Source organism: Streptomyces sp. NBC_00457, assembly GCF_036014015.1.
In the GTDB taxonomy this organism is placed as follows: domain Bacteria; phylum Actinomycetota; class Actinomycetes; order Streptomycetales; family Streptomycetaceae; genus Streptomyces.
In genome coordinates this window covers 1,083,773-1,106,975 of record NZ_CP107905.1, presented here as the reverse complement: position 1 = coordinate 1,106,975, position 23,203 = coordinate 1,083,773, and the positions used below count along the sequence as shown (strand labels likewise).

23 protein-coding genes and 1 pseudogene are annotated in these 23,203 nt (G+C 70.7%); 11 read left to right on the top strand and 13 right to left on the bottom strand.

Translation table 11 applies throughout. The annotated features are described in order from the left end of the window. The first annotated feature begins 10 nt into the window (after positions 1-10). Both OG828_RS05200 and OG828_RS05195 read left to right on the top strand, forming a co-directional pair. A complete protein-coding gene (locus OG828_RS05200; protein ID WP_210569644.1) occupies positions 11-784 on the top strand; it encodes a GNAT family N-acetyltransferase in 774 nt (257 codons plus the stop codon). Further along, entirely contained in the window at positions 784-1,854 is a 1,071-nt protein-coding gene (locus OG828_RS05195; protein WP_328436715.1) for a lysophospholipid acyltransferase family protein, read from the top strand. The genes OG828_RS05200 and OG828_RS05195 overlap by 1 nt, the downstream gene beginning before the upstream one ends. Here the strand turns inward: OG828_RS05195 and OG828_RS05190 are convergent. Next, positions 1,803-2,819 (bottom strand): LLM class flavin-dependent oxidoreductase, encoded by a 1,017-nt coding sequence (locus OG828_RS05190; protein WP_328500256.1) that lies wholly within the window; start codon positions 2,817-2,819, stop codon positions 1,803-1,805. The two genes, OG828_RS05195 and OG828_RS05190, sit on opposite strands and share 52 nt — an antisense overlap. A gap of 59 nt (positions 2,820-2,878) precedes the next feature. Further along, positions 2,879-3,049: a 50S ribosomal protein L32 gene (gene rpmF, locus OG828_RS05185; protein ID WP_210569650.1), complete on the bottom strand. Its 171-nt coding sequence runs from the start codon at positions 3,047-3,049 to the stop codon at positions 2,879-2,881. 115 nt (positions 3,050-3,164) lie between these two features. On the opposite strand from rpmF, the gene OG828_RS05180 reads away from it, so the two are divergent. Further along, on the top strand, positions 3,165-3,656 hold the full coding sequence (locus tag OG828_RS05180; RefSeq protein WP_328350660.1) for a phosphatase domain-containing protein: 492 nt from the start codon (positions 3,165-3,167) through the stop codon (positions 3,654-3,656). A 17-nt stretch (positions 3,657-3,673) separates the two neighbouring features. Here OG828_RS05180 and OG828_RS05175 read toward each other — a convergent pair whose 3' ends face one another. The 7 genes from OG828_RS05175 to egtA form a co-directional block, all read right to left on the bottom strand. Further along, entirely contained in the window at positions 3,674-3,889 is a 216-nt protein-coding gene (locus tag OG828_RS05175) for a dodecin (protein WP_210569652.1), read from the bottom strand. A gap of 157 nt (positions 3,890-4,046) precedes the next feature. Continuing rightward, positions 4,047-4,757: a polysaccharide deacetylase family protein gene (locus tag OG828_RS05170; RefSeq protein WP_328500255.1), complete on the bottom strand. Its 711-nt coding sequence runs from the start codon at positions 4,755-4,757 to the stop codon at positions 4,047-4,049. Beyond that, the gene (locus OG828_RS05165; protein ID WP_443060263.1) at positions 4,754-5,404 is read right to left on the bottom strand and encodes a glycoside hydrolase family 11 protein; all 651 of its coding nucleotides are present in this window, start codon (positions 5,402-5,404) and stop codon (positions 4,754-4,756) included. The genes OG828_RS05170 and OG828_RS05165 overlap by 4 nt, the downstream gene beginning before the upstream one ends. A 272-nt stretch (positions 5,405-5,676) precedes the next feature. Further along, complete coding sequence (gene egtD / locus OG828_RS05160) at positions 5,677-6,639, bottom strand: L-histidine N(alpha)-methyltransferase (protein WP_328500254.1); 963 nt, start codon at positions 6,637-6,639, stop codon at positions 5,677-5,679. Then, on the bottom strand, positions 6,636-7,421 hold the full coding sequence (gene egtC, locus OG828_RS05155) for an ergothioneine biosynthesis protein EgtC (RefSeq protein ID WP_328500253.1): 786 nt from the start codon (positions 7,419-7,421) through the stop codon (positions 6,636-6,638). Before egtC ends, egtD begins: the two co-directional genes overlap by 4 nt. Beyond that, positions 7,421-8,731, bottom strand: a complete 1,311-nt coding sequence (gene egtB / locus OG828_RS05150; protein WP_328350644.1) for an ergothioneine biosynthesis protein EgtB — start codon at positions 8,729-8,731, stop codon at positions 7,421-7,423. Before egtB ends, egtC begins: the two co-directional genes overlap by 1 nt. After that, positions 8,728-10,041, bottom strand: a complete 1,314-nt coding sequence (gene egtA, locus OG828_RS05145; protein ID WP_328500252.1) for an ergothioneine biosynthesis glutamate--cysteine ligase EgtA — start codon at positions 10,039-10,041, stop codon at positions 8,728-8,730. Before egtA ends, egtB begins: the two co-directional genes overlap by 4 nt. A gap of 280 nt (positions 10,042-10,321) precedes the next feature. On the opposite strand from egtA, the gene OG828_RS05140 reads away from it, so the two are divergent. Continuing rightward, the gene (locus OG828_RS05140; protein ID WP_328500251.1) at positions 10,322-11,125 is read left to right on the top strand and encodes a TIGR02452 family protein; all 804 of its coding nucleotides are present in this window, start codon (positions 10,322-10,324) and stop codon (positions 11,123-11,125) included. A 61-nt stretch (positions 11,126-11,186) separates the two neighbouring features. Here the strand turns inward: OG828_RS05140 and OG828_RS05135 are convergent, their stop codons facing one another. The 4 genes from OG828_RS05135 to OG828_RS05120 all read right to left on the bottom strand — a co-directional run bounded on the left by OG828_RS05135 (position 11,187) and on the right by OG828_RS05120 (position 15,226). Beyond that, positions 11,187-11,630: a type II toxin-antitoxin system PemK/MazF family toxin gene (locus OG828_RS05135; RefSeq protein WP_210569670.1), complete on the bottom strand. Its 444-nt coding sequence runs from the start codon at positions 11,628-11,630 to the stop codon at positions 11,187-11,189. Between the two features lie 55 nt (positions 11,631-11,685). Continuing rightward, a complete protein-coding gene (locus OG828_RS05130; RefSeq protein ID WP_328500250.1) occupies positions 11,686-13,176 on the bottom strand; it encodes a flotillin family protein in 1,491 nt (496 codons plus the stop codon). Positions 13,177-13,310: 134 nt separating this feature from the next. After that, entirely contained in the window at positions 13,311-13,529 is a 219-nt protein-coding gene (locus OG828_RS05125; protein WP_328350631.1) for a hypothetical protein, read from the bottom strand. Between the two features lie 272 nt (positions 13,530-13,801). Continuing rightward, positions 13,802-15,226: an amidase gene (locus OG828_RS05120; RefSeq protein ID WP_328500249.1), complete on the bottom strand. Its 1,425-nt coding sequence runs from the start codon at positions 15,224-15,226 to the stop codon at positions 13,802-13,804. Positions 15,227-15,542: 316 nt separating this feature from the next. Here OG828_RS05120 and OG828_RS05115 point away from each other — a divergent pair, with 316 nt between their 5' ends. The 7 genes and pseudogenes from OG828_RS05115 to OG828_RS05090 all read left to right on the top strand — a co-directional run bounded on the left by OG828_RS05115 (position 15,543) and on the right by OG828_RS05090 (position 23,171). Beyond that, positions 15,543-16,883: a glycoside hydrolase family 43 protein gene (locus OG828_RS05115; protein ID WP_328504803.1), complete on the top strand. Its 1,341-nt coding sequence runs from the start codon at positions 15,543-15,545 to the stop codon at positions 16,881-16,883. Between the two features lie 1,166 nt (positions 16,884-18,049). Continuing rightward, positions 18,050-18,298 (top strand): annotated as a pseudogene (locus OG828_RS05110) (DUF6400 family protein); the annotation flags it as partial. 160 nt (positions 18,299-18,458) lie between these two features. Beyond that, positions 18,459-19,697, top strand: a complete 1,239-nt coding sequence (locus OG828_RS05105; protein ID WP_328436333.1) for an IS256 family transposase — start codon at positions 18,459-18,461, stop codon at positions 19,695-19,697. Positions 19,698-19,733: 36 nt separating this feature from the next. Next, positions 19,734-19,799 (top strand): hypothetical protein, encoded by a 66-nt coding sequence (locus OG828_RS49455; protein ID WP_443062491.1) that lies wholly within the window; start codon positions 19,734-19,736, stop codon positions 19,797-19,799. Continuing rightward, on the top strand, positions 19,786-20,043 hold the full coding sequence (locus OG828_RS05100; protein ID WP_328350622.1) for a hypothetical protein: 258 nt from the start codon (positions 19,786-19,788) through the stop codon (positions 20,041-20,043). The genes OG828_RS49455 and OG828_RS05100 overlap by 14 nt, the downstream gene beginning before the upstream one ends. A gap of 194 nt (positions 20,044-20,237) precedes the next feature. Further along, positions 20,238-22,019: an enoyl-CoA hydratase-related protein gene (locus OG828_RS05095; RefSeq protein WP_328500248.1), complete on the top strand. Its 1,782-nt coding sequence runs from the start codon at positions 20,238-20,240 to the stop codon at positions 22,017-22,019. 63 nt (positions 22,020-22,082) lie between these two features. Further along, positions 22,083-23,171 (top strand): hydrogenase expression protein HypE, encoded by a 1,089-nt coding sequence (locus OG828_RS05090; RefSeq protein ID WP_328350617.1) that lies wholly within the window; start codon positions 22,083-22,085, stop codon positions 23,169-23,171. The last annotated feature ends 32 nt before the right edge of the window (positions 23,172-23,203 follow it).

Sequence of the window (23,203 nt, the reverse complement as noted above, 5' to 3'; positions counted from 1 at the left end):
GGAGAGTGCCATGACCGGCGTTTCCACGCTCGACCGCCCCCCGCAGCCGTCGGCGCCCACCCGCTACACCGTCACCGTCGCGCGAACGGAGGACGACGTCCGGGCCGCGCAGCGGCTGCGGCACGACGTCTTCGCCGGCGAGATGGGCGCGCTCCTGTCCACCCCGCAGCCGGGTCACGACATCGACGCCTTCGACGCGTACTGCGACCACCTGCTGGTCCGCGACACGATCACCGACCAGGTCGTCGGCACCTACCGGCTGCTGCCGCCGGACCGCGCCGCGGTCGCCGGACGCCTGTACTCGGAGGGCGAGTTCGACCTCTCCGCGCTCGACCCGATCCGCCCGGGCCTGGTCGAGGTCGGCCGCTCCTGCGTCCACCCCGACCACCGGGACGGCGCGGTCATCGGCCTCATCTGGGCCGGGATAGCGCGCTACATGGTCGAGGGCGGCCACGAGTGGCTCGCCGGCTGCTGCTCCATCCCGCTCGCCGACGGCGGCGCCCTCGCGGCCGGCACCTGGGACCGGGTGCAGGACAAGTACCTGGCCCCTGAGGAGTACCGGGTACGTCCGCTGCTGCCCTGGAGCGCGGAGGGTGTGGCGCGTCCCGCCACCCGGACCGAGCTGCCGCCCCTGCTGCGCGGCTACCTCCGCCTCGGCGCCTGGGTCTGCGCGGAGCCCGCTCACGACCCGGACTTCGGTGTCGCCGACCTGTACGTGCTGCTGTCGATGCGCCGGGTCAACCCGCGCTATCTGAAGCACTTCCTCTCCCTCGTCCCGGCCTGATGAGCGTCCTGCGCACGGGACTGCCGCAGCGCCTCGGCCCGGCCGCGGCCGTCGGACGGACCTGGACCCAGCGGCGCGGGGCGGGGGCGACGGCCGTGCACCGCCCCGTCGTACCGAGCAGCGCCTGGCTGCCCACCGCACCCTGCTCGCCGCAGATCTGTGTCACGTCCGTGCGGTCTCTGTCGGACGTGCCGCGCGCCGTGCTGCGGATCGCGGCGATGCTGGCGGTGCTTCTGTTCGGCATCATGCTGATGCCGGTGTTCGGGAGCGTCCCCGCGGCCCGGCGCGACGCGCTGGTCCGCTGGTGGAGCCGGACCATCGTGCAGGCGGCCGGCGTCCGGGTCCGCATCACCGGCACGGCCGCGCCCACCGGGGGCATGCTGCTCGTCGCCAACCACATCTCGTGGCTGGACATCCCGCTGCTCGCCGCCGTACGCCCGGCCCGCATGCTCGCCAAGGCGGAGATCCGGCGGTGGCCGGTGGCGGGCGGGCTCACCGCCGCCAGCGGCGCCCTGTTCATCGAGCGGGACCGGCTGCGGGCGCTGCCCGAGACGGTCACCCGGATCGCCGAGGCGATGCGGGCAGGGGCCGCGGTCGTGGCCTTCCCGGAGGGCAGCACCTGGTGCGGCCGGGCTCAGGGACCGTTCCGCCGGGCGGTGTTCCAGGCCGCGCTCGACGCGGGCGTGCCCGTCCAGCCGGTCCGCCTCCACTACCGGTTCGACAACGGGCCGTCCAGCACGGCTCCCGCCTTCGTCGGCGAGGACTCCCTGCTCTCCTCGATGTGGCGGGTGGTCACGGCCCGCGGCCTCGTCGCCGAGGTCGAGATACGGGACGAGATCCCCGCCGGCAGCCACCCCGACCGCCGCGCACTCGCCCATGCCGCCCAGCCCGGCATGATGGGCGCCGAACTGGGATGGGCCCACGCCGCCCTGATCTCCGAGGAGTCACGGGCACGCGCGCTGGCCGTCGGCGCGGGAACGGAGGGCCTTCCCGCCGCGGACTACGGGGACTACGCGGGCTACGCGGAGGGAAGACTCGCCCGACCCGCGATCCGGGCGAGCCGCCGGTAGGAGTCCAGCAGGGCCTCCCGGTCGTACGTGCTCGTGGTGACCAGGACCTCCTGCGCGCCCGTCTCCTTGAGCACCGTCTCCAGTTCGTCGGCGACCTGCTCCTCGGTTCCGGCGAGGTGTCCGGTGAGGCCGGACTCGTAGAAGCCGCGCTCCTTGGTGGTCATGGCGAGGGTCTCGACGCGTTCGGCCGGTGGCAGGGGCGGGAAGGTGCCGTGGGTGCGTGAGTGGGCCATCGACCAGGCCTCGGGGACGAGGAGGCGCCGGGCTTCTTCGGGGGTGGCGGCGACGGCGATCGTGCCGGAGATGACGACGTACGGTTCGCTCGCCCAGGGCGACGGGCGGAAGTGGGCGCGGTAGTGGTCGATGCCGCGCCGCATCTTGTCGCGGTTGCGGAGGTCGCCGATCACCATCGGCAGGCCGGCGTGGGCGGCGATCGCGGCGCCCTCGCCCATGGCCAGTACGAACGGCGGGACGGCCAGGCCCTCCGCGGGACGCGCGTGCACACCCGTCGGGGACGTACCGGTGAACCAGCCCAGCAGCTCGTCGAGTTGGGCCGCGAAGTCCTCGGCGTCGTCCTTGTCGCGCCCCAAGGCCCGGCGGACGCCGTCAGTGAAGCCGACGGACCGGCCGAGACCCATGTCGATCCGGCCCGGGAAGAGCGACTCCAGCACCCCGAACTGCTCGGCCACGACCAGGGGCCGGTGATTGGGCAGCATCACACCGCCCGTCCCGACCCGGATCGTCCGGGTCGCCCCCGCCACGGCGGCGGCCAGCACGGTGGGCGCGGAACCGGCGACACCGGGGACGCCATGGTGCTCCGAGACCCAGAAGCGGTGATAGCCGAGCTCCTCCAGCTGCCGCGCGAACCGTACGGTGTCGCGCAGCGCCTCGGCGTCGGTGCCGCCCTCGCGGGTGCGGGAGCGGTCGAGCACGGAGAAGCGGGTCGCGGCGATCAGGGAGCTCATACGGAGTTCAACGCCCGGGTGACGGTGGCATTCCCGCCGTCACCCGGCGTGGCGCCCGGTCAGGATTCGGGGCGCAGCAGGCCGCGCTCGTAGGCCTTGACCAGGTGCTGCGGTACGAGGTGACGGACGCCGTCGACCGTGACCGGAACCAGCTGCGCGGGCGTGGCCTTCCACTGGGCGCGGCGGTGCCGGGTGTTGCTGCGGGACATCTTCCGCTTGGGGACGGCCATAGGACTCCTTCTTCGCGAGCGGTGCGGGGTGCACCGGCGTGGGCACCTCCGCGACGCTATATGAAAATGGATCCCATTAACAAACGTGGCCTGGCCCATTGGCTAGGGTGAGGGCGTGACCGACAGCAACAAGCGCCCGCTGGCCGTGTTCGATCTGGACAACACCCTCGCCGATACGGCCCACCGGCAGCGGTTCCTGGAGCGCAAGCCGCGCGACTGGGACGCCTTCTTCGCCGCCGCGCCGCAGGACCCGCCGATCGCGGAGGGCGTCGCGCTGCTGCTGGAGAGCGCCGAGGAGTGCGAGGTCGTCTATCTGACGGGTCGGCCAGAGCGCTGCCGGCGGGACACGCTCGACTGGCTGGCCGCTCAAGGGCTGCCCAAGGGGCGGGTCTTCATGCGGCGCAACGCCGACTTCCGGCCCGCCCGGCACACCAAGCTGGAGATCCTGCGTCGCCTCGCCCGGGACCGGGAGATCCGGGTTCTCGTGGACGACGACGAGCTCGTGTGCGAGGACGCTGAACGGGCCGGGTTCACCGTCGTACGCGCGCGCTGGACCGCCCCTTCCGCCGCGCTGAAGGTGGCGCAGGAGCGGGAGGGGCGGACCTGAGCGCCGGTGTCCGAACCTCAGCCCGGTTCGTCCAGCCGGAACCCCACCTTCAGGCCGACCTGCCAGTGCGCGACCTGCCCGTCCTCGATCTGGCCCCTCACCTGGGTCACCTCGAACCAGTCCAGGTTGTGCAGGGTCTGCGAGGCGCGGGTGATGCCGTTGCGGATGGCCTGGTCGACACCGTCGGGCGAGGTGCCGACGATCTCGGTGACCCGGTAGATGTGGTTCGTCATGCGGGTGCTCCTCTCCGCCGTGACACCTGCGTCACTCATCACTCCACCGTGCCCCAAGGCGCGGCGGAGCGCGACACCTCCGGACCGCATCGGTTCGTGGCGCGGCGGCCATGGTCATGGGCCGCCGCGCCACGGAGTGTGCGTCGGGTGCGGGGAATCAGCTGAGCGCCGCTGTTGCCGCCGTGGGGGACACGGCGCGGCCGGTCTGCGGGGAGATCATGCCGGCGCACAGATTGCGTGCGGCCAGCCCCTGTGCGATGCGCGGGATCGCGGCGACCGTGTTGGCGGGCCCGTCGTGCATGAGGATGACCTGGCCGTCGGTGAGCCGGCCGGCGGCTGCCGCGATCGCGTCGGGGCCGGCGCCGTTCCAGTCCTGCGAGTCCACGTCCCAGAGGATCTCGGTGAGCCCGTACTTGGCCGCGACCGCCTTCACCGTCGCGTTTGTCTCGCCGTAGGGCGGGCGGAACAGCTTCGGCGTACCACCGCCCGCGCCGGCGATGGCCTGCTGGGTACGGGCGATCTCCGAGTCGATCTGGGCCTGGCCGAGCCGGGTCAGGTGCGGGTGGGTGTAGGTGTGGTTGCCGACCCACATCCCCGCGTCGACCTGGGCCTTCACCTGCGCCGGGTAAGCGGCCGCGTCCTGGCCCTCGTTGAACATCGTGGCCCGCAGCCCGTTCTGCCTCAGCGCGTTGAGCAGGGCGGGTGTGGTGCCGGACGGGCCGTCGTCGAAGGTGAGTCCGACGTATCCGTTGCAGGCGGCGGCCTGCGCCGGAGTGGCATGGACGGTGACGGTGCCCGTGGCGGCCAGCGCGACGGCGGCCAGGGCCGTCGTCAGGGGACGTAAGTGGACACCCGGTGCGGTCTTCATCCCGACACCGTGATGTTGGAGTTGCCGCTGCTCTGGTACCCCTCGGTCGCCATGATCATGTAGTACCGGAAGCTGCCGAGGGGCATCCCGGCGCGTCCCCAGGCATCGAAGTGATTGCCGGTGGTGATCGAGCCGCCCGTCCGCCTCTGCTGCCGCACGCTCCAGTACTGGTTGAAGGTCCTGGTGCCTTCGACGGAGGGAGCGTTGTACCGCGTCGTCTGGTAGATGTCGTACGTGCCGCCGTCGCTGTTGACGGTGCCCTTGTACGTTCCCGTGGGCCGGTAGGTGCCCCAGTTGTCGACGATGTAGTACTCGACGAGCGGACTCGACGTCCATCCGTACAGCGTCAGGTAGGCGTTGCCGGACGGGTTGAAGCTCCCCGAGTAGGACACGGTCCTGCGTGAGCCGTTGCTCCAGCCCTTGCCGGCGACGAAGTTCCCGGTGTTGCGCCAGCTGGTGCTGTAGTTGCCGCCGTTGTTCAGGGTCATCGAGACGGTGCCCTGCGCGTCGGTCCAGAACGAGTAGTAGAAGCCGTTGTTGGTGCCCTCCTGGTTCGTGGTGATGACGGTGGCGGCGCGGGCGGTGCCGGGCAGGGCCAGCGCCGCCGTGGTGCCCAGCAGCAGCCCGCAGGCGGCCCTGCGGTTCATCGGGTGTGCGGATGCGATGTTCATGTGCGGGTTTCCTCCTCGTTGGCCGGGGCCGGGTTTTGGTCCATCAGTGTTGGCCTGTCTCTGACAAGCGTCAATAGTTTCGGCATTGATCGCGAAACATTCGTCGTGTTGTACAGCGGATATGAGTTGATGTGCGCAATGAGGCGACAATGGCCGAGAGGTGACGTTCGAATGTTTCGAAGAAATTCCGGACAACAAAAGGGGGCAGGTGCCTTAGATGGCACCTGCCCCAGCTGCGTGGGTGAACGTCAGCGCACGACGCTCAGCGACAGTGCGAACCGGCCCTCGCCGTCCGTCCACCAGTGGGCCAGATCGAGCCCCGCCGCGGACAACTCGGCGCGCACGCCCTCCTTCCGGAACTTCGCCGACACCTCCGTGCGCAGTTCCTCGCCCGCCGTGAAGTCGATGGCGAGATCGAGCGCGGGCACCTTCACGGTCTGCGCGGTACGGGAGCGCAGCCGCATCTCGATCCATTCGTTCGCGGTGTCCCAGAGCGCCACGTGCTCGAACGCCTCGGGATCGAAGTCGGCGCCCAACTCACGGTTGACGACGGTCAGTACGTTCTTGTTGAACGCGGCCGTCACCCCGGCCGCGTCGTCGTACGCCCGCACCAGGACCTGCTCGTCCTTGACCAGGTCCGTGCCGAGCAGCAGCGCGTCGCCGGGGGAGAGCAGGGCACGGATCGAGGCGAGGAAGGCCGCACGCTCCGCGGGCAGCAGATTGCCGATCGTGCCGCCGAGGAAGGCCAGTAGCCGGGGTCCCGGCGTGTCCGGCAGCTCCACCCGGGCGGTGAAGTCGGCGATCAGCGCGTGCACGCTCAGCCCCGGCCGCTCCTCGATGAGGGCCTGCCCGGCCTGGGTGAGGGCGCTGTCGCTGACGTCGACCGGGACGTACGTGTGCAGGTCGGTGAGCGCGTCGATGAGGTAGCGGGTCTTCTCGGAGGAGCCGGAGCCGAGTTCGACCAGGGTGCGGGCGTGGGTCGCGGCGGCGATCTCGTCGGCCCGGGTGATCAGGATCTCCCGTTCGGCGCGCGTCGGGTAGTACTCGGGCAACTCGGTGATCTGCTCGAAGAGTTCGCTGCCGTGGGCGTCGTAGAACCACTTCGGCGGCAGTGTCTTGGGTGTGCGGGTCAGGCCGTGCAGGACGTCGGCGCGCAGGGCGGCCTCGGTGGCGTCCTCGGGCAGGGTGCGGGTGAGGTGGAACGGGCTCACGTACGGGGCTCCTTCGGTGGTGCCGTTGCCATGTCGCCGGTGGGGTCCTTGAGCGGGGTGAGCAGCACGTCGGTGCGGCTCGCCGTGAGGAGGGTGCGGTCGGGGACCTCCTGCCAGCGCGGGTCGTCGTCGTAGGGCTCGGAGGCCACGACCGTGCCGGGGCCCGGGAGGTACCAGAGGGTGTCGCCCCAGGCCGTCGCGGCGATCGTCGCGCCGTCCGTGATGAGCAGGTTGAGCCGGGAGCCCGGGGCCGCCGCGGCGACCTCCGTGACGGTGTCGGCTAGCGCCTGGCCCGCGTCGTCGCCGGTGCGCAGCCGGTTCAGTACCACGGCCCAGACGAGTGCCGAGTCGCAGCGGGCCTCCAGCGACAGCAGGTCGGCCGCGGGCAGTTGCCGGGCGAGCGGGGCGAGCGAGCCGGGCCAGCCCTTGACGGCGCCGTTGTGGCTGAACAGCCACCGGTCCGCGGCGAACGGTGCCGCCGCGGCCTCCCCGTCCGCGCCCGCCTCGGTCGCGTCCCGCACGGCGGCGAGCAGCGCCGTCGTACGGACGACCCGGGCGAGGTCCGCGAAGGACAGGTCCGCCCAGATGGGCCCGGCACGGCGGTAACGCGCCGGCACCGGGTCCCCCTCCGCGTACCAACCGACGCCGAAACCATCGGCGTTGACGGTGCCGTACCGCTGCCGCCGGGGCGCCCACGACTGCTGGTACAGGCCGTGCGGCGGCTCCACCAGCAGTCGGCGCACCGGCAACAGCGGGCCGACGTACGCCAGGTGACGGCACATCAGACGTCCCCCGAGCGGGCCGTGCGGAAGCCGGAGAAGATCTGCCGCCGGATCGGATAGTCCCAGTTGCGGAAGGTGCCCCGGCACGCGACCGCGTCCACGGCGAACGCGCCGCCGCGCAGCACCTTGTACTCGGGGCCGAAGAACACCTCCGAGTACTCCTTGTACGGGAACGCCTGGAACCCCGGGTACGGCAGGAAGTCGCTCGCCGTCCACTCCCACACGTCACCGATCAACTGCCGTACGCCCAACGGCGATTCGCCCTCCGGATAGCTGCCCGCCGGGGCCGGGCGAAGGTGCCGCTGGCCGAGGTTGGCGTGTTCCGGCGCCGGATCGGCGTCGCCCCACGGGTAGCGCATCGAGCGGTCGCCGGCCGGGTCGTGCCGGGCGGCCTTCTCCCACTCCGCCTCGGTGGGCAGCCGGCGCCCGGCCCAGCGGGCGTAGGCGTCGGCCTCGTACCAGCACACGTGCAGCACCGGCTCGTCGGGCGGTACGACCTCGGTCACGCCGAAGCGGCGGCGCAGCCACTGCTTGCCGTCGCGGTTCCAGTACAGCGGCGCGGTGACGGAGTTCTTGCGGATGTGCGCCCAGCCCTCGGACGTCCACCAGCGCGGGTCGTCGTAGCCGCCGTCCTCGATGAACGCCTGGTAGGCGCCGTTCGTCACCGGCGTCGTGTCGATGTAGAAGGGCGCCACCTCGCGCCGGTGCGCGGGACGTTCGTTGTCCAGGGCCCAGGGCTCGGTGGAGGTGCCCATGGTGAACGGGCCGCCGGGGACCAGGACTTCGGCCGGACCGGTGAACAGCGGAACGGGCTCAGGGTCCGGAGCGGTGAGCGCCTGCGGGCCCTTGCGGAGCTGATGGGTGATCAGCATCGTCTCGTCGTGCTGCTGTTCATGCTGGGCGATCATCCCGAAGGCGAACCCGGCCTCCGTGAGCCGCGTCCCGTGGAACGCGGTGCTCTCCAGCACGTCCATGACCCGCCCGCGCACCTCCGACGCGTACCGCCGGGCCTCGTCGGGCGGCAGCAGCGGCAGCGAGGGGCGCTCGGCGCGCGGGTGCTCGAAGGCGTCGTACAGGCCGTCGATCTCGGGCCGCATCGCCTCCCGCCCGGCGACGGTCCGCAGCAGCCACTGTTCCTCCTGGTTGCCGATGTGGGCGAGGTCCCACACCAGCGGGGACATCAGCGGTGAGTGCTGCGCGGTGAGGTCGGGGTCCTCGACACAGGAGGTGAGGAGCGTGGTGCGGTCGCGGGCCGTGGTGAGAGTGGCCAGCGCCTGCTCCCGGAGCTTGTCTTCTTCGGGGGCGGTCATGTGCGGATGTCCTTCCCGTGTGAGGGCCCGTGCGAGGGGCCGCTCGTGTCGTTCAACCCGTCCAAGAAGTCGTCGGCCGGACAGCGGCCCTTGATGACATAGCGGTCCCGGTACGCCCGGACGGCGTCCGTGACCTGGGTGGTGGCGCCGAGCCGGGGCAGGGCGTCCAGCGCGGCCGTGAAGCAGGCGAGAGCCGCCTCGTGCAGCTCGGGGTCGGACAGCCCGTGCCGGGCGGCGTCGAGCCAGAGCGGATTGTGCGGCGCGGGCACCGCCAGGGCGCGCTCGGCCAGCGGTTTCACGGTCCGGTAGGCGGTCTCGGCGGCCTCCGCGTCGTCGAAGAGGGCCGCCGTCACGGCGAGCGGCACGATCCACCCGTCCTCGCCGGGCTGCGCGTCGATCATGCGCAGCTCCAGATGACCACGCGGTCTGACCGGCGGGAACAGGGTCGTGAGGTGGTAGTCGAGATCCTCCTGCGTCGGCCGCCGGCGCACGGCCGACCTGGTCCACTCCCGGAAGGTCAGCCCGTCCGGGACGTCCCACGGGCCGCCGTCCTGCCGTACGCACATCACCGGCGCGTCCAGCACATGCCGGGCCCAGGTGGCACGCGGGTCCCCGTCCAGCGGGGGCGCGCCCGCGCGACCCGCGCCGATCTCGACCCACTGCAGCTGCCGGCTGGAGCGCCAGCCGGTGGGCTGCCGTGCGGCGAGCGGGGAGTTGGCGAACGCGGCGAGGAGCACCGCGCCCAGCTGATGCGCCAGCCACCAGCGCCGCCCGTGCCCGAGGGGGCCGGGCTCCTCGTATCCCGCGTCCAGGCAGACCTGCACCGATGCCGAGGTGCACATCATGGCGCGGCCGGCCGGGCCGGTGCGGTCGAAATAGGTCTCCATGGCCTCGTAGCGCGGTTCTTGGAGGAACCGGCGGGGCGAGTGCCAGGGATCCTGGCCGACACCGACGAGGCCGAGATCGCTCCCGGCGAGCACCGTGCGGACGGCGTCGAGGTCGGCGGAGACGGTACCGATGCACTCCATCAGGGAGGTGGCAGGCAGCGAGCTGAGCTCCAGCTGGCCGCCGGGCTCGACGGTGAGCGCCGACCTCAGGGGCACGGTACGCAGTGCGGCGTAGGCCGCCGCGAGTCGTTCGGGTGTCACGGGGAGCTGCGGTGTCCGCAGCTCGTGGACGAGCCATTCCACTTCGACCCCGAGGGTGCGAGGCGGGCCGGTCTTGAAGCAGATGCCGCGGACGAGCGCTTCGACCTCGGCTTCGGAGATGGATGTACGAGGCTTCGTACAACCACTTGCCGAATCGGACATGTCGGGATCCTCCTGAGATTCCACCATGCCGCCGGCCCGGCTTCCGGGTAGGCCGGAGGCGGCACACCGATCCACCCAAGACCCTCGCGTCGCTTCGCACAAGAGTGCGTACCGGCACGTTCGGGGCCCGTAACCTTCGCGCCCCGAGTGCTTGTCCGCGTGTTTTCCGGGGGCGCAAAACTCTGTTGCACCCCATGACCAGCATCGCTCACGATGCCTGCATGAGCACGACGGGGGAGCGCGCGGGACGCGCGGTCATGACGCCTACGGGGGTGGCGCCATGAGCGCGCGCCTCCGTGACATCGCACGGGAGACAGAGCAGATCGTGGCGGCCGGCGCGTACCGCGCCTCCGACGGCAGCGAGGTGTCCCTCGCGGCGGCGATCGAGGCCGCCCGGTCCGGCACGCGGATGTACGGCCCGGACCCGGTGCCGGTGACTGCGACGCCTTCGTCGGACACGTTCTTCGAGGTCACCGGCGAGAGCAGCCTGGCGGCGGCCCGCCGGCTCGGCCCCGGTACGGCCGTCCTGAACTTCGCCTCGGCCCGCAATCCCGGCGGCGGCTTCCTCAACGGCGCGCAGGCCCAGGAGGAGGCCCTGTGCCGGGCCTCCGCGCTGTACACGTGCCTGGTCGGGGTGCGGGAGTTCTACGACCACCACCGCGCCCACCGCGACGTCTTCTACACGGACCGTGTCATCCACTCACCGGCCGTACCCGTCTTCCGCGACGACCACGGCCACCTGCTGGACGAGCCGTACACCGCCGGATTCCTGACGGCGGCGGCACCGAATGCGGGGGTGGTGCTGCGTACGGTGCCGGAGCGCGCCGCCGAGTTGCCGGGCGCTGTCGCGGTACGCGCCGAGCGGGTGCTGGAGGTCGCGGCGGCCCAGGGCTACCGGCGGCTGGTGCTGGGGGCCTGGGGCTGCGGGGTGTTCCGCAACGACCCGGCGCAGGTGGCGGGGGCGTTTCGAGGGCTGCTGGTCGAAGGGCGGTTCGAGGGCCAGTTCGACCACGTCACCTTCGCGGTCCTGGACCGCGAGACGCAGGCGACAACCCGCGGCGCATTTGAGCTGGCCTTTGCTTGAGCGCCCTCAAGGGGCGCGGGGAACTGCGCGACCAGCCCCCACCGGCCCGCAGTGTGAAGCGTCACGCCCATCCGTACCGCAACCGCAGCCGGTGCACCACGAGATTGAACCGCATCCGGTCCAACGCGCACGCCTCCCGCCGCATACCCTCCTCGTGCAGCCGCAGCACCCGGTCGACGTCGACCCACGAGTCGCGCCCCGACTTGTCCCACGGCCCGTTCCCGATCGGCACCCACTCACGGTCGCCGTCATGCCGCTTGCTGGACAACTGCACGGCGAGAAACGTCCCGGCGGCCTCGCGGGCGACCACGAGAACGGGCCGGTCCTTGCCCCGCCCGTCGTTCTCTTCGTACGGCACCCATGTCCAGACGATCTCCCCGGGATCGGGGTCGCCGTCGTGCGCGGGCGAGTACTCGGTGCGCACCCGGCCGACCTCGCGGGGGTCGGCCTCGATGGTGGCGGTGGGACCGTAGCGGCCGGGGATGTCATCGGTGGGTGCGCTCACCAGGCTCACAGTAGAGGGTGAGTGCGGGCCCCCGGCAACGAGGGCCCGCGGTCGGTCAGTTCCCGGCCTTCTCCACCGGCACCTGCTGAACGGGCCGTTTCACCGGCCCGTCCAGCGTCACCGGCCCGTCCAGCGTCACCGGCCCGTCCGGCGTCGACGTCCCGTTCGGGTTCTGCCCGTTCTGGTTCATGGACGCCAGCAGCTGCCGGGCCAGCCCCAGCCCCGTGCCGCCCATCGTGAGTGCCTTGGCCAGCATGTCGGCCATACCGTCGGCGCCGTTGAGCACCACCATGTTGTCGACACTGCCGAAGGCGCTCGCTCCCGCCTTCACGATCTCCGGCCAGTTCTCGGCGAGTTGCTGGGCGACCACGGCCTCCTGGTTCTCCGCGAGCGCGGCGGCCCGCGCCTTGATGGTCTCCGCCTCGGCGAGGCCCTTCGCCCGCGTCGCCTCGGCGACCGCGAGGCCCTTGGCCTGGGCCGCGGCGGCCTCCGCGTCACCGGTGGCCTTCGTCACCGTGGCGGCAGCGGCGCCCCGGGCCTTCGTCGCCTCGGCCTCGGCGGCAGCCGCCAGCTCCGTCTCCTTCGCCTTGGCCTGCGCGGCCGAGATCCGCGCGTCGCGTTCCGCCTCCGCCATCGTGCGCTTCTCGTACGCCTGAGCGTCCGCCGGCTTACGGACGTCCGCCTGGAGCTGCTGCTCGCGGCGTTGCGCCTCCAGCTCGGCGACCCGCGTCTCCTGGACGACGACTTCCTGGCGGGACGCGGCATCGGCGAGCGGCCCCGCTTGACGCGCCTCGGCCGCCGCCTTGTCCCGCTCCGCCTGGTAGCCGGCCTGGAGGATCTCGCTGTCCCGGGTGGCCTCCGACATCCGGGCCGCGGCCTGCTGCTCGGCCTCGGTGGCACGCCGGTTCGCCTCGGCCTGCGCGATGCGCGCGTCCCGCTGCACGGCGGCGGCGTGCGGCATGGCGAGATTCTTGATGTACCCGGTCGGATCCTCGATCTCGTGGATCTGCAACGAGTCGACGATCAGACCCAGCTTCTCCATCTCCGTGCCGCACGCGGCCCGGGTCTGCCCGGTCAGTTTCTCCCGGTCCCGGATCATGTCCTCGACCGTCAACCCGCCCACGATGGACCGCAGATGACCGGCGAACACGTTGTGCACCCGCTCCGCCATCAGCTTCTGCTGGTCCAGGAAGCGGCGGGCCGCGTTGGCGATCGAAACGAAGTCGTCGCCCACCTTGAAGATGACCACGCCGCGCAACTGGAGCGGAATGCCCTGGTGGGTCACGCAGTCAACGGACAGTTCGGTCTCGTTCAGGTCGAGCGAGAGCTTGCGCACCGCCTGCACCCCGGGCAGCACCAGCGTGCCGTGCCCGGTGACGATGCGGAATCCCATGCCCTCCCCGAGGCCCTCGGTGCTGTGCTTGGAACCGGAGATGATCAGTGCCTCGTTCGGTTCCGCGACGCGCCACATCATCTTGAACAGACCAATCAGAACGAGGACGGCGACAACCGCCACCCCCGCAACGACGCCGACAACCATCGGCATTCGCCCCCTTTGCATGGTGCCCCTTAGGCACCGATTGAAGAGGAGTGTGCGCCTGTCCAGGGTCAGGGTGAAGCCACTGACGGATCCTTGTCACAGCCTTGATGCATACGGTTCCCACCTGCGCCGGTGTGGGCTCAACTGTCGTACGCCGCCTGGACGTAGACGGTCCTCGGCGGCAGGTACTCCACGACCATCACCACCGCGCCCCGCTCGATGCGGTCCGTCCCGGAGGCCGGGTAGGCAAGGAAGTGCTCGGCGCCCCCGCGCACCCGGACGATCACCTCGCCGACCAGCCCGGGCCCGATCGTCCCGGTGACCCGCCCCATGAGCCCGACCATCGACGCATCGTCCATCGTCACAGCGTACGGGCTCCATGGTCACGGCGTTATGGGGCGAACGCCCTTAGGGCCTGTCCGGCGGATCATGCCGGCGTCGCGGGTCCTGGCACGCACATCTGCGGCGTTGTCGTCGGTCGCCGACTCCCCCACGCTCGAACAACCTCGCGCGGGGGGACCCCCATCGCGTCGACTCCCTCCTCCGCCTTGCAGCTGCACGCGCCAGGACCCGCTCACCTGCACTGATGAGGCGCCGTTCCTTGCAGCCGGCCTGATCCGCCGGACAGGCCCTACGCCGCCGGGGAATCAGCGGTGGCCTGCTGCGGCGGCCACCGCTCGTGCCAGCGCAGGTCCGCCTCCAACTGGGCGGCCAGGGAGACCAGTAGAGGCTCGCTGTTGGCCGGTCCGAGGAGTTGTGCGCCGACCGGCAGTCCGCCGGAGGTGAAGCCCGCGGGGATGTTGACGCCGGGCCAGCCCAGCACGTTCCACGGCCAGGCATACGGGCAGGCGGCGATCATCGCGCGGTCCGTGGCCAGGCCGCCGAGGTTCAGCATCGAGCCGATGCGCGGCGGGGGAGCGGCCGTCGTGGGCGCGAGGATCACGTCGTACGACGTGAAGAACGCGCCGATACGGCGGTGCAGGACCGCCTCCGCCCGCCGCGCGGCACGCAGCGGGGGCCCGCCCAGCAGCCTGCCGAGGCGTGCGGCGTCCCGGGTGCGCCGGTCGAGGAGGCCAGGGAAGGGCACGTCGCGGACGCGCTCGGCGATTCCGGCGGTCGCGCGGGGGACGAAGGTCAGGCCGATCTGCCCGTACGGCGGGTCGGCCTCCTCGACGGTGTGCCCCAACCGGCCCAGTTTCTCGGCGAGTTCGACGACCCGGTCCCGCACCTCAGGAAGGAGCCGCGCGGGCAGAGCGGTGAAGGGCGGCTTCAGGGAGAGCGCGATCCGCAGCCGTCCGGGGTCGCGGCCCACCGCCTCGGAGATGTTCAGGGAGGGCGGCCGGTGCGGGTCGTGTGCGTGGTTGCCGCTCGCCGCGTCGAGGAGCAGGGCGGCGTCGGCGACCGTGCGGGCGAGGGTGCCGTTGACGGTGATGCCCTGGAACGACTCGCCGCGCGGCCAGGTGGAGATGCGCCCGCGCTGCGGCTTGATGCCGATCAGATGGGTCCAGGACGCCGGGATCCGCACCGAACCGGCGCCGTCCGAACCGAGCGCGGCCGGCACCAGACCCGCGGCGACCGCGGCCGCCGAACCGCCGGACGAGCCGCCCGGGGTGTGCTCCGGGTGCCATGGATTACGGGTCGCGCCGAAGGACGGTCCCTCGGTGAACGGCCACTGACCCAGCTCGCAGGTGTTGGTCTTGCCGACGATCACGGCTCCGGCCGCGCGCAGCCGCCGTACCGCCTCACCGTCCTCCACCACGGGCGGGAACTCGCCCGGACACCCGAACGCGGTCGGTTCCCCCGCCACGTCCATGTCGTCCTTCACCGCCACCGGCACCCCGAGCAGCGGCAGGCGCACCCCGGACGCCAGTTCCTTGTCCGCGGCGTCCGCCTCGGCGAGCGCGGCCTCGGCCCGTACGATCCGGAAGGCGTTCAGCGATCCCTGGCTCGCCTCGATCCGCGCCAGGGCCTCGGTCACCATGGCCCGCGACGTCATCTCCCCCTCGGCCAGCGCACGGGCGGACTCCGTGAGGCTTGCGGCACGGTCGAGCGTCATACGGGCACCTCCGTCATTCGGACACCTCCGGAAGGACGTTGTCTACCGAACGGTAACGTCCGCGGGGCGGTGACGGAACGTCCCTGGCCGGACAGGCACTTCCCGGATGTAACGCCGACGTCACCAGGTCATGTCCAAAGCATTGACGGCCCTCCACCTCACCCTTACCTTCTGATCGGCTTGCCGAACCATGTTCGGTATGTCGTGCACCCGTGTTTGCGGCCCAGTGCCTTTTGCGGGCCCAGTGTCTGAGGGAGAGCCGCCCGTGACCACCACACGTCCCCCCACGCCGTCCCGCCGCACCCTGCTGCGCGCGATGGCCGCCCTGCCCGCCACGGCACTCGTGCTGGGCGAAGTGCCGGGCCTGCTCGGCACGGCCGTGGCCGCCGCACCGCCGAGCGGATCGGCCACCCGGTACACGATCGTGCCGTTCCTCAACAGCGACGACGGCACGGTGAACGTCTACACGTCGGACGACGCGACCGACTTCCGCCTGGCCCGGTCCTCCGCGTACACCCCGCCCAGCAACCGCATCCGTGACGCGAGCATCTTCAGACACACGAACGGCTACTACTACATCACCTACACCACGCACACCTGGCAGGACACCAGCACCACCATCGGCTTCGCCCGCAGCTCCGACCGCGTCAACTGGACCTTCCTGTACGACTACACGGTCCCGATCGCCAGCCTGTCCCGCGCCTGGGCGCCGGAGTGGTTCGTCGACAGCGACGGCAGCGTGAACGTGATCGTGTCCTGCTCGACGACCAACGACGAGTGGATCTTCACGCCGTATCTGCTGAAGGCAACTAACTCGGCGCTCACGGCGTGGAGTTCACCGGTGGCGCTGACGGGCATCGGCGCCAACCACATCGACACGTTCCTCGTGAAGACCGGCTCGACCTACCACGCGTTCACGAAGAACGAGACGACGAAGTACATCGAATACGCCACCGCGACGAGCCTCACCGGCCCCTACACCATCCGCCGGACCGGCAACTGGGCGGGCTGGGGCAGCTACCGCGAGGGCCCGGCGCTGGTGCAGCTCGACAACGGCGGCTGGCGCATCTTCTTCGACGGCTACGGTGACGGCACGTACTACTACAGCGACAGCTACGACACCTTCGCCACCTGGTCCGCCCCGGCCGGACTCCCCGCCGTGTCCGGAACGGCCCGCCACTTCACGGTGATCAAGGAGACGGTCTCCGGCGGTCCGACGCTCGCCAAGGGCATCACCCGCTCCTTCCAGTCCGCCAACTACCCCACCCGCTACTGGCAGACCCAGTCCGCCCTGCTCAACCTCCCCGTGGTCAGCGGCTCCAGCACGGCGGCGGAGAAGCAGGCCGCCACCTTCTCGGTGGTCGCCGGCCTGGCCGACGCGAACGCCTACTCCTTCCGCGACGCCTCCGGCGCCTACCTGCGCCACTACGACTTCCGCGCCCGCTTCGACGCCCACGACGGCACGACCACCTTCGCCAGAGACGCCACCTTCATCGCCCGCACCGGCACGAGCGGCGGCGCGCTGCGCTTCGAGTCGTACAACTACCCCGGCCACTACCTGCGCCACTACGGCTACCAACTCCGCGTGGAGCGCTCGAACGGCACGGACCTCTTCGGCCAGGACAGCTCGTTCGTACCGGTGGCTGCCTGGGGCTGAGCTGGGCCCTTGCTGACCTGGGGAGTTGCTGTAGCGACTGCGGAATACTTCCCTCCAGTTCCCTGGATTGCCCGGGAGTTCCCGGCCAACTGTGCGATAGATGTGCAACGGGCCGAGCGGGGGCGAGTGCGCGGTGACGCGGCCTGGGGAGGGCATTGAAGCCCGTCCGGCCGGTCGGAGTGCGCTTGATCCGGATGTGTGGGTGCGACCGCTGGGCGGTCTGGTCGTCGCAGGGGTCGCGGCCTATGCGTCGTATGTGCATCAGCGTCATTTCGCCCTGCAAGGCGGAGCGGGCCCGGTGACGGGCGCGTTACGTCGTCTGCACGGCCTTTCTGTCCGGGATCGCGGTCTCTTTGGCCGCCAATATTGCGGCCGCCGCCACGCTGACGTGGAAACCGGTCCTTGTGGCGGGCTGGCCGCCGGTCGCGCTCTTGCTGTCGGTTGAATTGTTGGTGCATCGGCCGTCGGAGCATGCGGGTGGTGGCCTCGCGGACGCTGTGGACGATGTGGCTGCGCCGAAGGGCGGCGATCTCCCAGCCCCATGAGCATGCCAACGAACCGGGACCAAGACGGTCACAAGATCCGCTGGACAGGCCCTAAGCCGGTCGATGCGACCCGGTCTCTGGGTGGGTGAGCGCGGTGCCGAGACTGGGTTCGGTGCGAGGTCGTCTCAGCAGGTTCTTCGTCTCATGGTGGTACACGCGCCGCATCTGGGCTGACCAGCAGGAATGATGCCTGGCGCGGTCGGCGGGACGACCGCGCCCGCGAACGGTCCGGATCTTGATCCTCGAACCCGATGCAGGGGGCCTCAGCGCATGGGCGACCGTCTCCTGGCGTGCGAAGACGCGGCCAGGGCTCTGCGGTGACGAACAGGCATAGGTGGAGACTGTTGCCACGGAGTCGCTCGGTCGGCCAGGGCCCGTCCTGTGGCGGGGTTCATGTTCAGCGGAGCGACCGCGCTTGAACGTGCTGACGTGTTCCGGCGGGATCGGACCGAGGTCCGCAGCGGGTGCTCTTCCCGGGGTGTATCCGTGCTGTGCGGGGAATGCGCCCAGCACCACGTACGTACGGGTCGCCTCCGGACGTCCCCTGGGGGGCGCAGGCCTGCTGTGACTTCTCCCACCTGCTCTTGCCGCGGCGAGAAGCGCTTGCCTACGTTCGGTGCCATGTCCTCCTATGGCCGCGTCCTTCCAGGCGAACCGGACGAACCCGCCGCGGAAAGCAGGCCCGCGACGGACCGACCCGAGCCGTTCCCAAGGGTCGACCTGGACGTCGACCTGAGCTCACATGAGTTGCTCCGGCGCGCTCATGTCCTGGATGCTCTCGGCCCCGACTGGGACCCCGTCGCCGCGCTGCGCGGCGAGGAAGCGGCGTATGAGCTGCTGTATTCCGGCCTCAGCGTGGAGCAGCAGCGCGGATCGTGCCCCTTGTCGTGGTGTAGCCGATCAAGGTGTGGGAGTGCGCGGGCGTCTGCCCGGGGCGCACACCTGATGGGGGTGGCCACTCCCTGACCAAAGGCGGGCCATCGTGCAACTCTCCCTGCTAAAACGCCAGTTCAAGCGGTAGGAGTGCACGATGGCCCTGTCTCAGTCTGACCTGATACGGCTGCTGGAGTCACTACGCTCGTCGGACGGAATCGAACTCGTCCGCAGCGTGGCCGAGCGGATGCTGCAAGAGCTGATCGAGGCCGAAGCCACCGCGCACATCGGCGCGGAGTGGAACGAGCACACCGCCTCGCGGACGGCCCTGCGCAACGGGCACCGCGACAAGGTGCTGACCACGCTGGCCGGCGACCTGGACCTGGAGATCCCCAAGGTCCGCACCGGCAGCTTCTTCCCGAGCCTGCTGGAACGGCGGCGCCGCATCGACCAGGCCCTCTACGCCGTCATCATGGAGGCATACGTGCACGGGGTCTCCACCCGCAGCGTGGACGACCTGGTCAAAGCGCTGGGCGGCGACACCGGCATCTCCAAGTCCGAGGTCTCGCGGATCTGCGCGGCCCTGGACGAGCCTCTGACCGTCTTCCGCACCCGGCCCCTGGACCACACCCGCTTCCCCTACGTCTACCTGGACGCGACCTACTGCAAGGTGCGGGTCGACCACCGGATCGTCTCCCAGGCCGTCGTGATCGCCACCGGTATCACCGAGGACGGCGGACGCGAGGTCCTCGGGCTGATGGTCGGCGACAGTGAGACCGAGGTGTTCTGGAAGGAGTTCCTGCGCTCCCTGCGTGAACGCGGGCTCAGTGGCGTCCGCCTCGTCATCACCGACAACCACTCCGGCCTGGTCGCCGCAGTCCGCAAGGTGATGCTCGGAGCCGCCTGGCAGAGGTGCAGGGTTCATTTCCTGCGCAATGTCTTCGGCGTGATCGACAAGGAGTCCGGCGAGATGGTCGCCGCGACGATCCGCACGATCTTCACCCAGCCCACCGCGGACCTCGTGCGCACCCAGCTCGACACCGTCGCCGACATGCTCGGGAGCCAGTTTCCCAAGGTCAGGACCATGCTCCTGGACGCGAAGGAGGACCTGACCGCGTTCGCTGACTTCCCGCCCCGGCACTGGAAGAAGATCCAGTCCACCAACCCGCTGGAACGGATCAACCGGGAGATCAAGCGTCGAACCGACGTCGTCCAGGTCTTCCCCAACCCGCCCGCCCTGGAACGGCTGACGACCGCCGTGCTCTGCGAGATGCACGACGAATGGATCGCCTTTCCCCGCCGCTATCTCCCCGAAGGCAGCATGGACAAGCTCTACCCAGAGCTCCCCGAAAGCGCCCCCGCACTCCCCAACACCACGAACAAGCCCACCAGTTGATCGGCTACACCACGACAAGGGGCACGATCGCAGCGCGTGTACGACGAGCTGGTCTCGGCCGGTGTCCTGCCGCGGAGGGGCGGCACCGATGCTGCCGCTTGACCCGCAGGCGGACATCGGGCGTCGCGCCTGGGTGGCCTGCCCGAACTGCGACGACCGTCGCGGGTGCGCCACCTGCGAGCAGGGGCGCACCTGTTCCGAGCACTGGCGGTACCTGCTTTCCCACGTCGGCAGCCTGCTCCACCTGCAGTGCCGGTCGTGCACCCACATCTGGGCACACGAGACCCACTTCGGTGCCACCCGCTCCCGGTGGGAGCGCATGACCAGAGGCCTGCGAGAAATGTGATCATTTACCGCGGCCGACTCGGTGAGCCGGGCCGTCAGTGGCGCCGTCGGCCGTGGCCAGTGAGGCCGGACGGCGGATCGGCGCCCGCTTTCGGATGATCTCACCGCCTGTTGTCGGGGACGGCAGGTCGCCTTGCCCGAGGATCGCGTTCGGCGGCCATCCCTGCCTGCCGTTCGTCCGTCCGGGAGGCAGCCGTGCACATCCTGCTCCTAGCCAGTGCGTTCAACAGCCTCACCCAGCGTGTCCACGCCGAGCTGCGTGACCGTGGCCACGCCGTGGCGGTAGAACTCGCTCTGCCCGGCAGCCCGTTGCTCGAAACGGTGCGGCGGCATGCACCGCAGCTTGTCGTGGCGCCGATGCTGACGACGGCGATTCCCGAGAAGGTATGGACAGCGCACACCTGCCTCATCGTCCATCCGGGGCCTGTGGGCGACCGCGGACCCTCCTCCCTGGACTGGGCGATTCACGAGGGCGTCGACCAGTGGGGCGTCACCGTCCTGCAGGCCGACGGGGAGATGGACGCCGGTGACGTGTGGGCCTGCGTACCGTGCCGGGTCCCTCCGGTTCCCAAGAGCGAGCTGTACCGGGGCGAGATCGCCGACGCCGCGCTGGAGGCCGTCCTGCTCGCGGTGGAGCGCTTCGCCGGGGGCACCCACGTACCGCGCAGGCAGGGTGCGGCAGGCACCGCCGACTCGCGCCCGCGCCCCCGTCCGTACCTCGACCAGAGCGTCCGGCGGATCGACTGGGCCGAGGACTCCACACAGGCCGTCCTGCGCAAGCTGAGAGCAGCGGACTCGCAGCCCGGCGTGCTGGACGTGCTGCTCGGGGGTGAGTGGTATCTGCACGGTGGCCATCCCGAGAGCGTGCTGCGCGGCCGGCCGGGCGAGCTGCTGGCCACCCGGGCCGGGGCGGTCTGCCGCGCCACCAAGGACGGCGCCGTGTGGATCCCCGAGCTACGGCCCCGGCGCGTGCCCGGGCAGCCGCCCACGTACAAACTGCCTGCCGTGCGGGCACTGGGTGACCGGCTGCCGCCCCTGCCCGATCATGCCCTGCCCCTGCTGCCCGAGGTGCGGCACCGTACCTGGACGGACATCCGCTACCGGGAGGACGGGAACGTCGGGTTCCTTTCGTTCTCCTTCCCCGGCGGTGCCATGAGCACGGAGCAGTGCCGACGTCTGCTGGACGCCTACCGGGAAGCGGGCGAGCGGCCCACGTCCGTACTGGTGCTGGGCGGCGAACGGGACTTCTTCTCCAACGGGATCCACCTGGGCGTCATCGAGGCCGCGGACGACCCTGCTGCCGAGTCCTGGGCGAACATCAACGCCATCGACGATCTGGTCGAGGCTGTTCTGACGACGACGGACCGACTGGTGATCGCGGCGGTCGCGGGCAACGCCGCGGCGGGCGGGGTGATGCTCGCCCTGGCGGCCGACGAGGTGTGGTGCCGCTCGGGCGCCGTTCTGAACCCCCACTACCGTCTGATGGGCCTGTACGGCTCGGAGTACTGGACGCATACCCTGCCCCGCAAGGTGGGTCTCGCGACGGCCGAACGGCTCATGCGGGAGGCCCTGCCGGTGAGCTCGGCGAGCGCATTGCGCCTCGGGCTCGTCGACCGGGTGGTCGACTGCTCTCCTGATGAGTTCCCGCGGGAGGTCGGAGGCCTGGCGGCCCGTCTGGCGTCACTGCCGGTGGCGGCGTCACGGATCACGGCAAAGAAGACGGAGCTGGACCGGCTGGAGAGCGTGACCCCACTGGCCGGCTTCCGTGAGCAGGAGCTGGCCCGGATGCGCCGGACCTTTGACGACCCGGATGCCCCGTACCACTCGCTGCGTCGTTCCTTCGTCCACAAGGAGCGACCGGCGTGCACCCCGCCGCACCTCGGTCCCGCCCAGGTTGCGCAAACCGGTCCGACCCCCTGCGTCGCAGATGTCACCGGAACGGCCCCCAATGGCGTCTCATCACGGCCGAACGGCTGATACGAAGAAAGGCGAAGGTCGAAATCTGGGCCTTCATCCCTTACCTCCCCAGGAGGCGGTCCCATGACTGAGGCGACGCCGGACACGGTCGGCGCTGCGGACGCGAGCGGCGCGCCCGCCGACGAGACACCCACGATCCACATTCTCTGGATCAACGCGGGCCTGAGCTGCGACGGTGACTCGGTCGCGTTGACGGCGGCCATGCAGCCCAGCATCGAGGAGATCGTGCTCGGTGTGCTGCCGGGCCTTCCGAAGATCGCCGTCCACTGGCCGCTCATCGACTTCGAGTGCGGTCCGGTCGGCGGCTCGGACACGTTCATCGAGTGGTTCTTCAAGGGGGAGCGGGGTGAGATCGACCCGTTCGTCCTGGTCGTCGAAGGCTCCGTCCCCAACGAGGCGATCAAGCCCGAGGGCTACTGGTGCGGCTTCGGCGACAACCCGGAGACCGGCCAGCCGATCACCACCAGCGAGTGGATCGACCGGCTCGCCCCGAAGGCACTGGCAGTCGTCGCCATCGGCACCTGCGCGACCTACGGCGGCATCCACGCCATGGCGGGCAACCCGACCGGCGCGATGGGCGTGCCGGACTACCTCGGCTGGGACTGGAAGTCCCACGCAGGCATCCCCATCGTGTGCGTCCCGGGCTGTCCGATCCAGCCCGACAACTTCTCCGAGACGCTCACCTACCTGCTGTACCAGGCGGCAGGCGCCGCCCCGATGATCCCGCTGGACGACAAGCTGCGCCCGACCTGGCTGTTCGGGGCCACCGTGCACGAGGGCTGCGACCGTGCGGGCTACTACGAGCAGGGCCAGTTCGCCCTGTCGTACGACTCGCCGACGTGCCTGGTCAAGCTCGGCTGCTGGGGCCCGGTCGTCAAGTGCAACGTGCCCAAGCGCGGCTGGATGAACGGGATCGGCGGCTGCCCCAACGTCGGCGGCATCTGCATCGCCTGCACCATGCCCGGATTCCCAGACAAGTTCATGCCGTTCATGGACGAGCCCCCCGGCGCCAAGGTGTCCAGCGGCACCAGCGGGGCGTACGGCGCCGTGGTGCGCAGGCTGCGGTCGATCACGGCCAAGACGGTGGACAAGGAGCCCAAGTGGCGCCGCGCCGGAGACAGGATCACCACCGGATACCGACCCCCGTGGTGAGCATTCGCCGCAGTTGATCGGCTCCCCGTTTT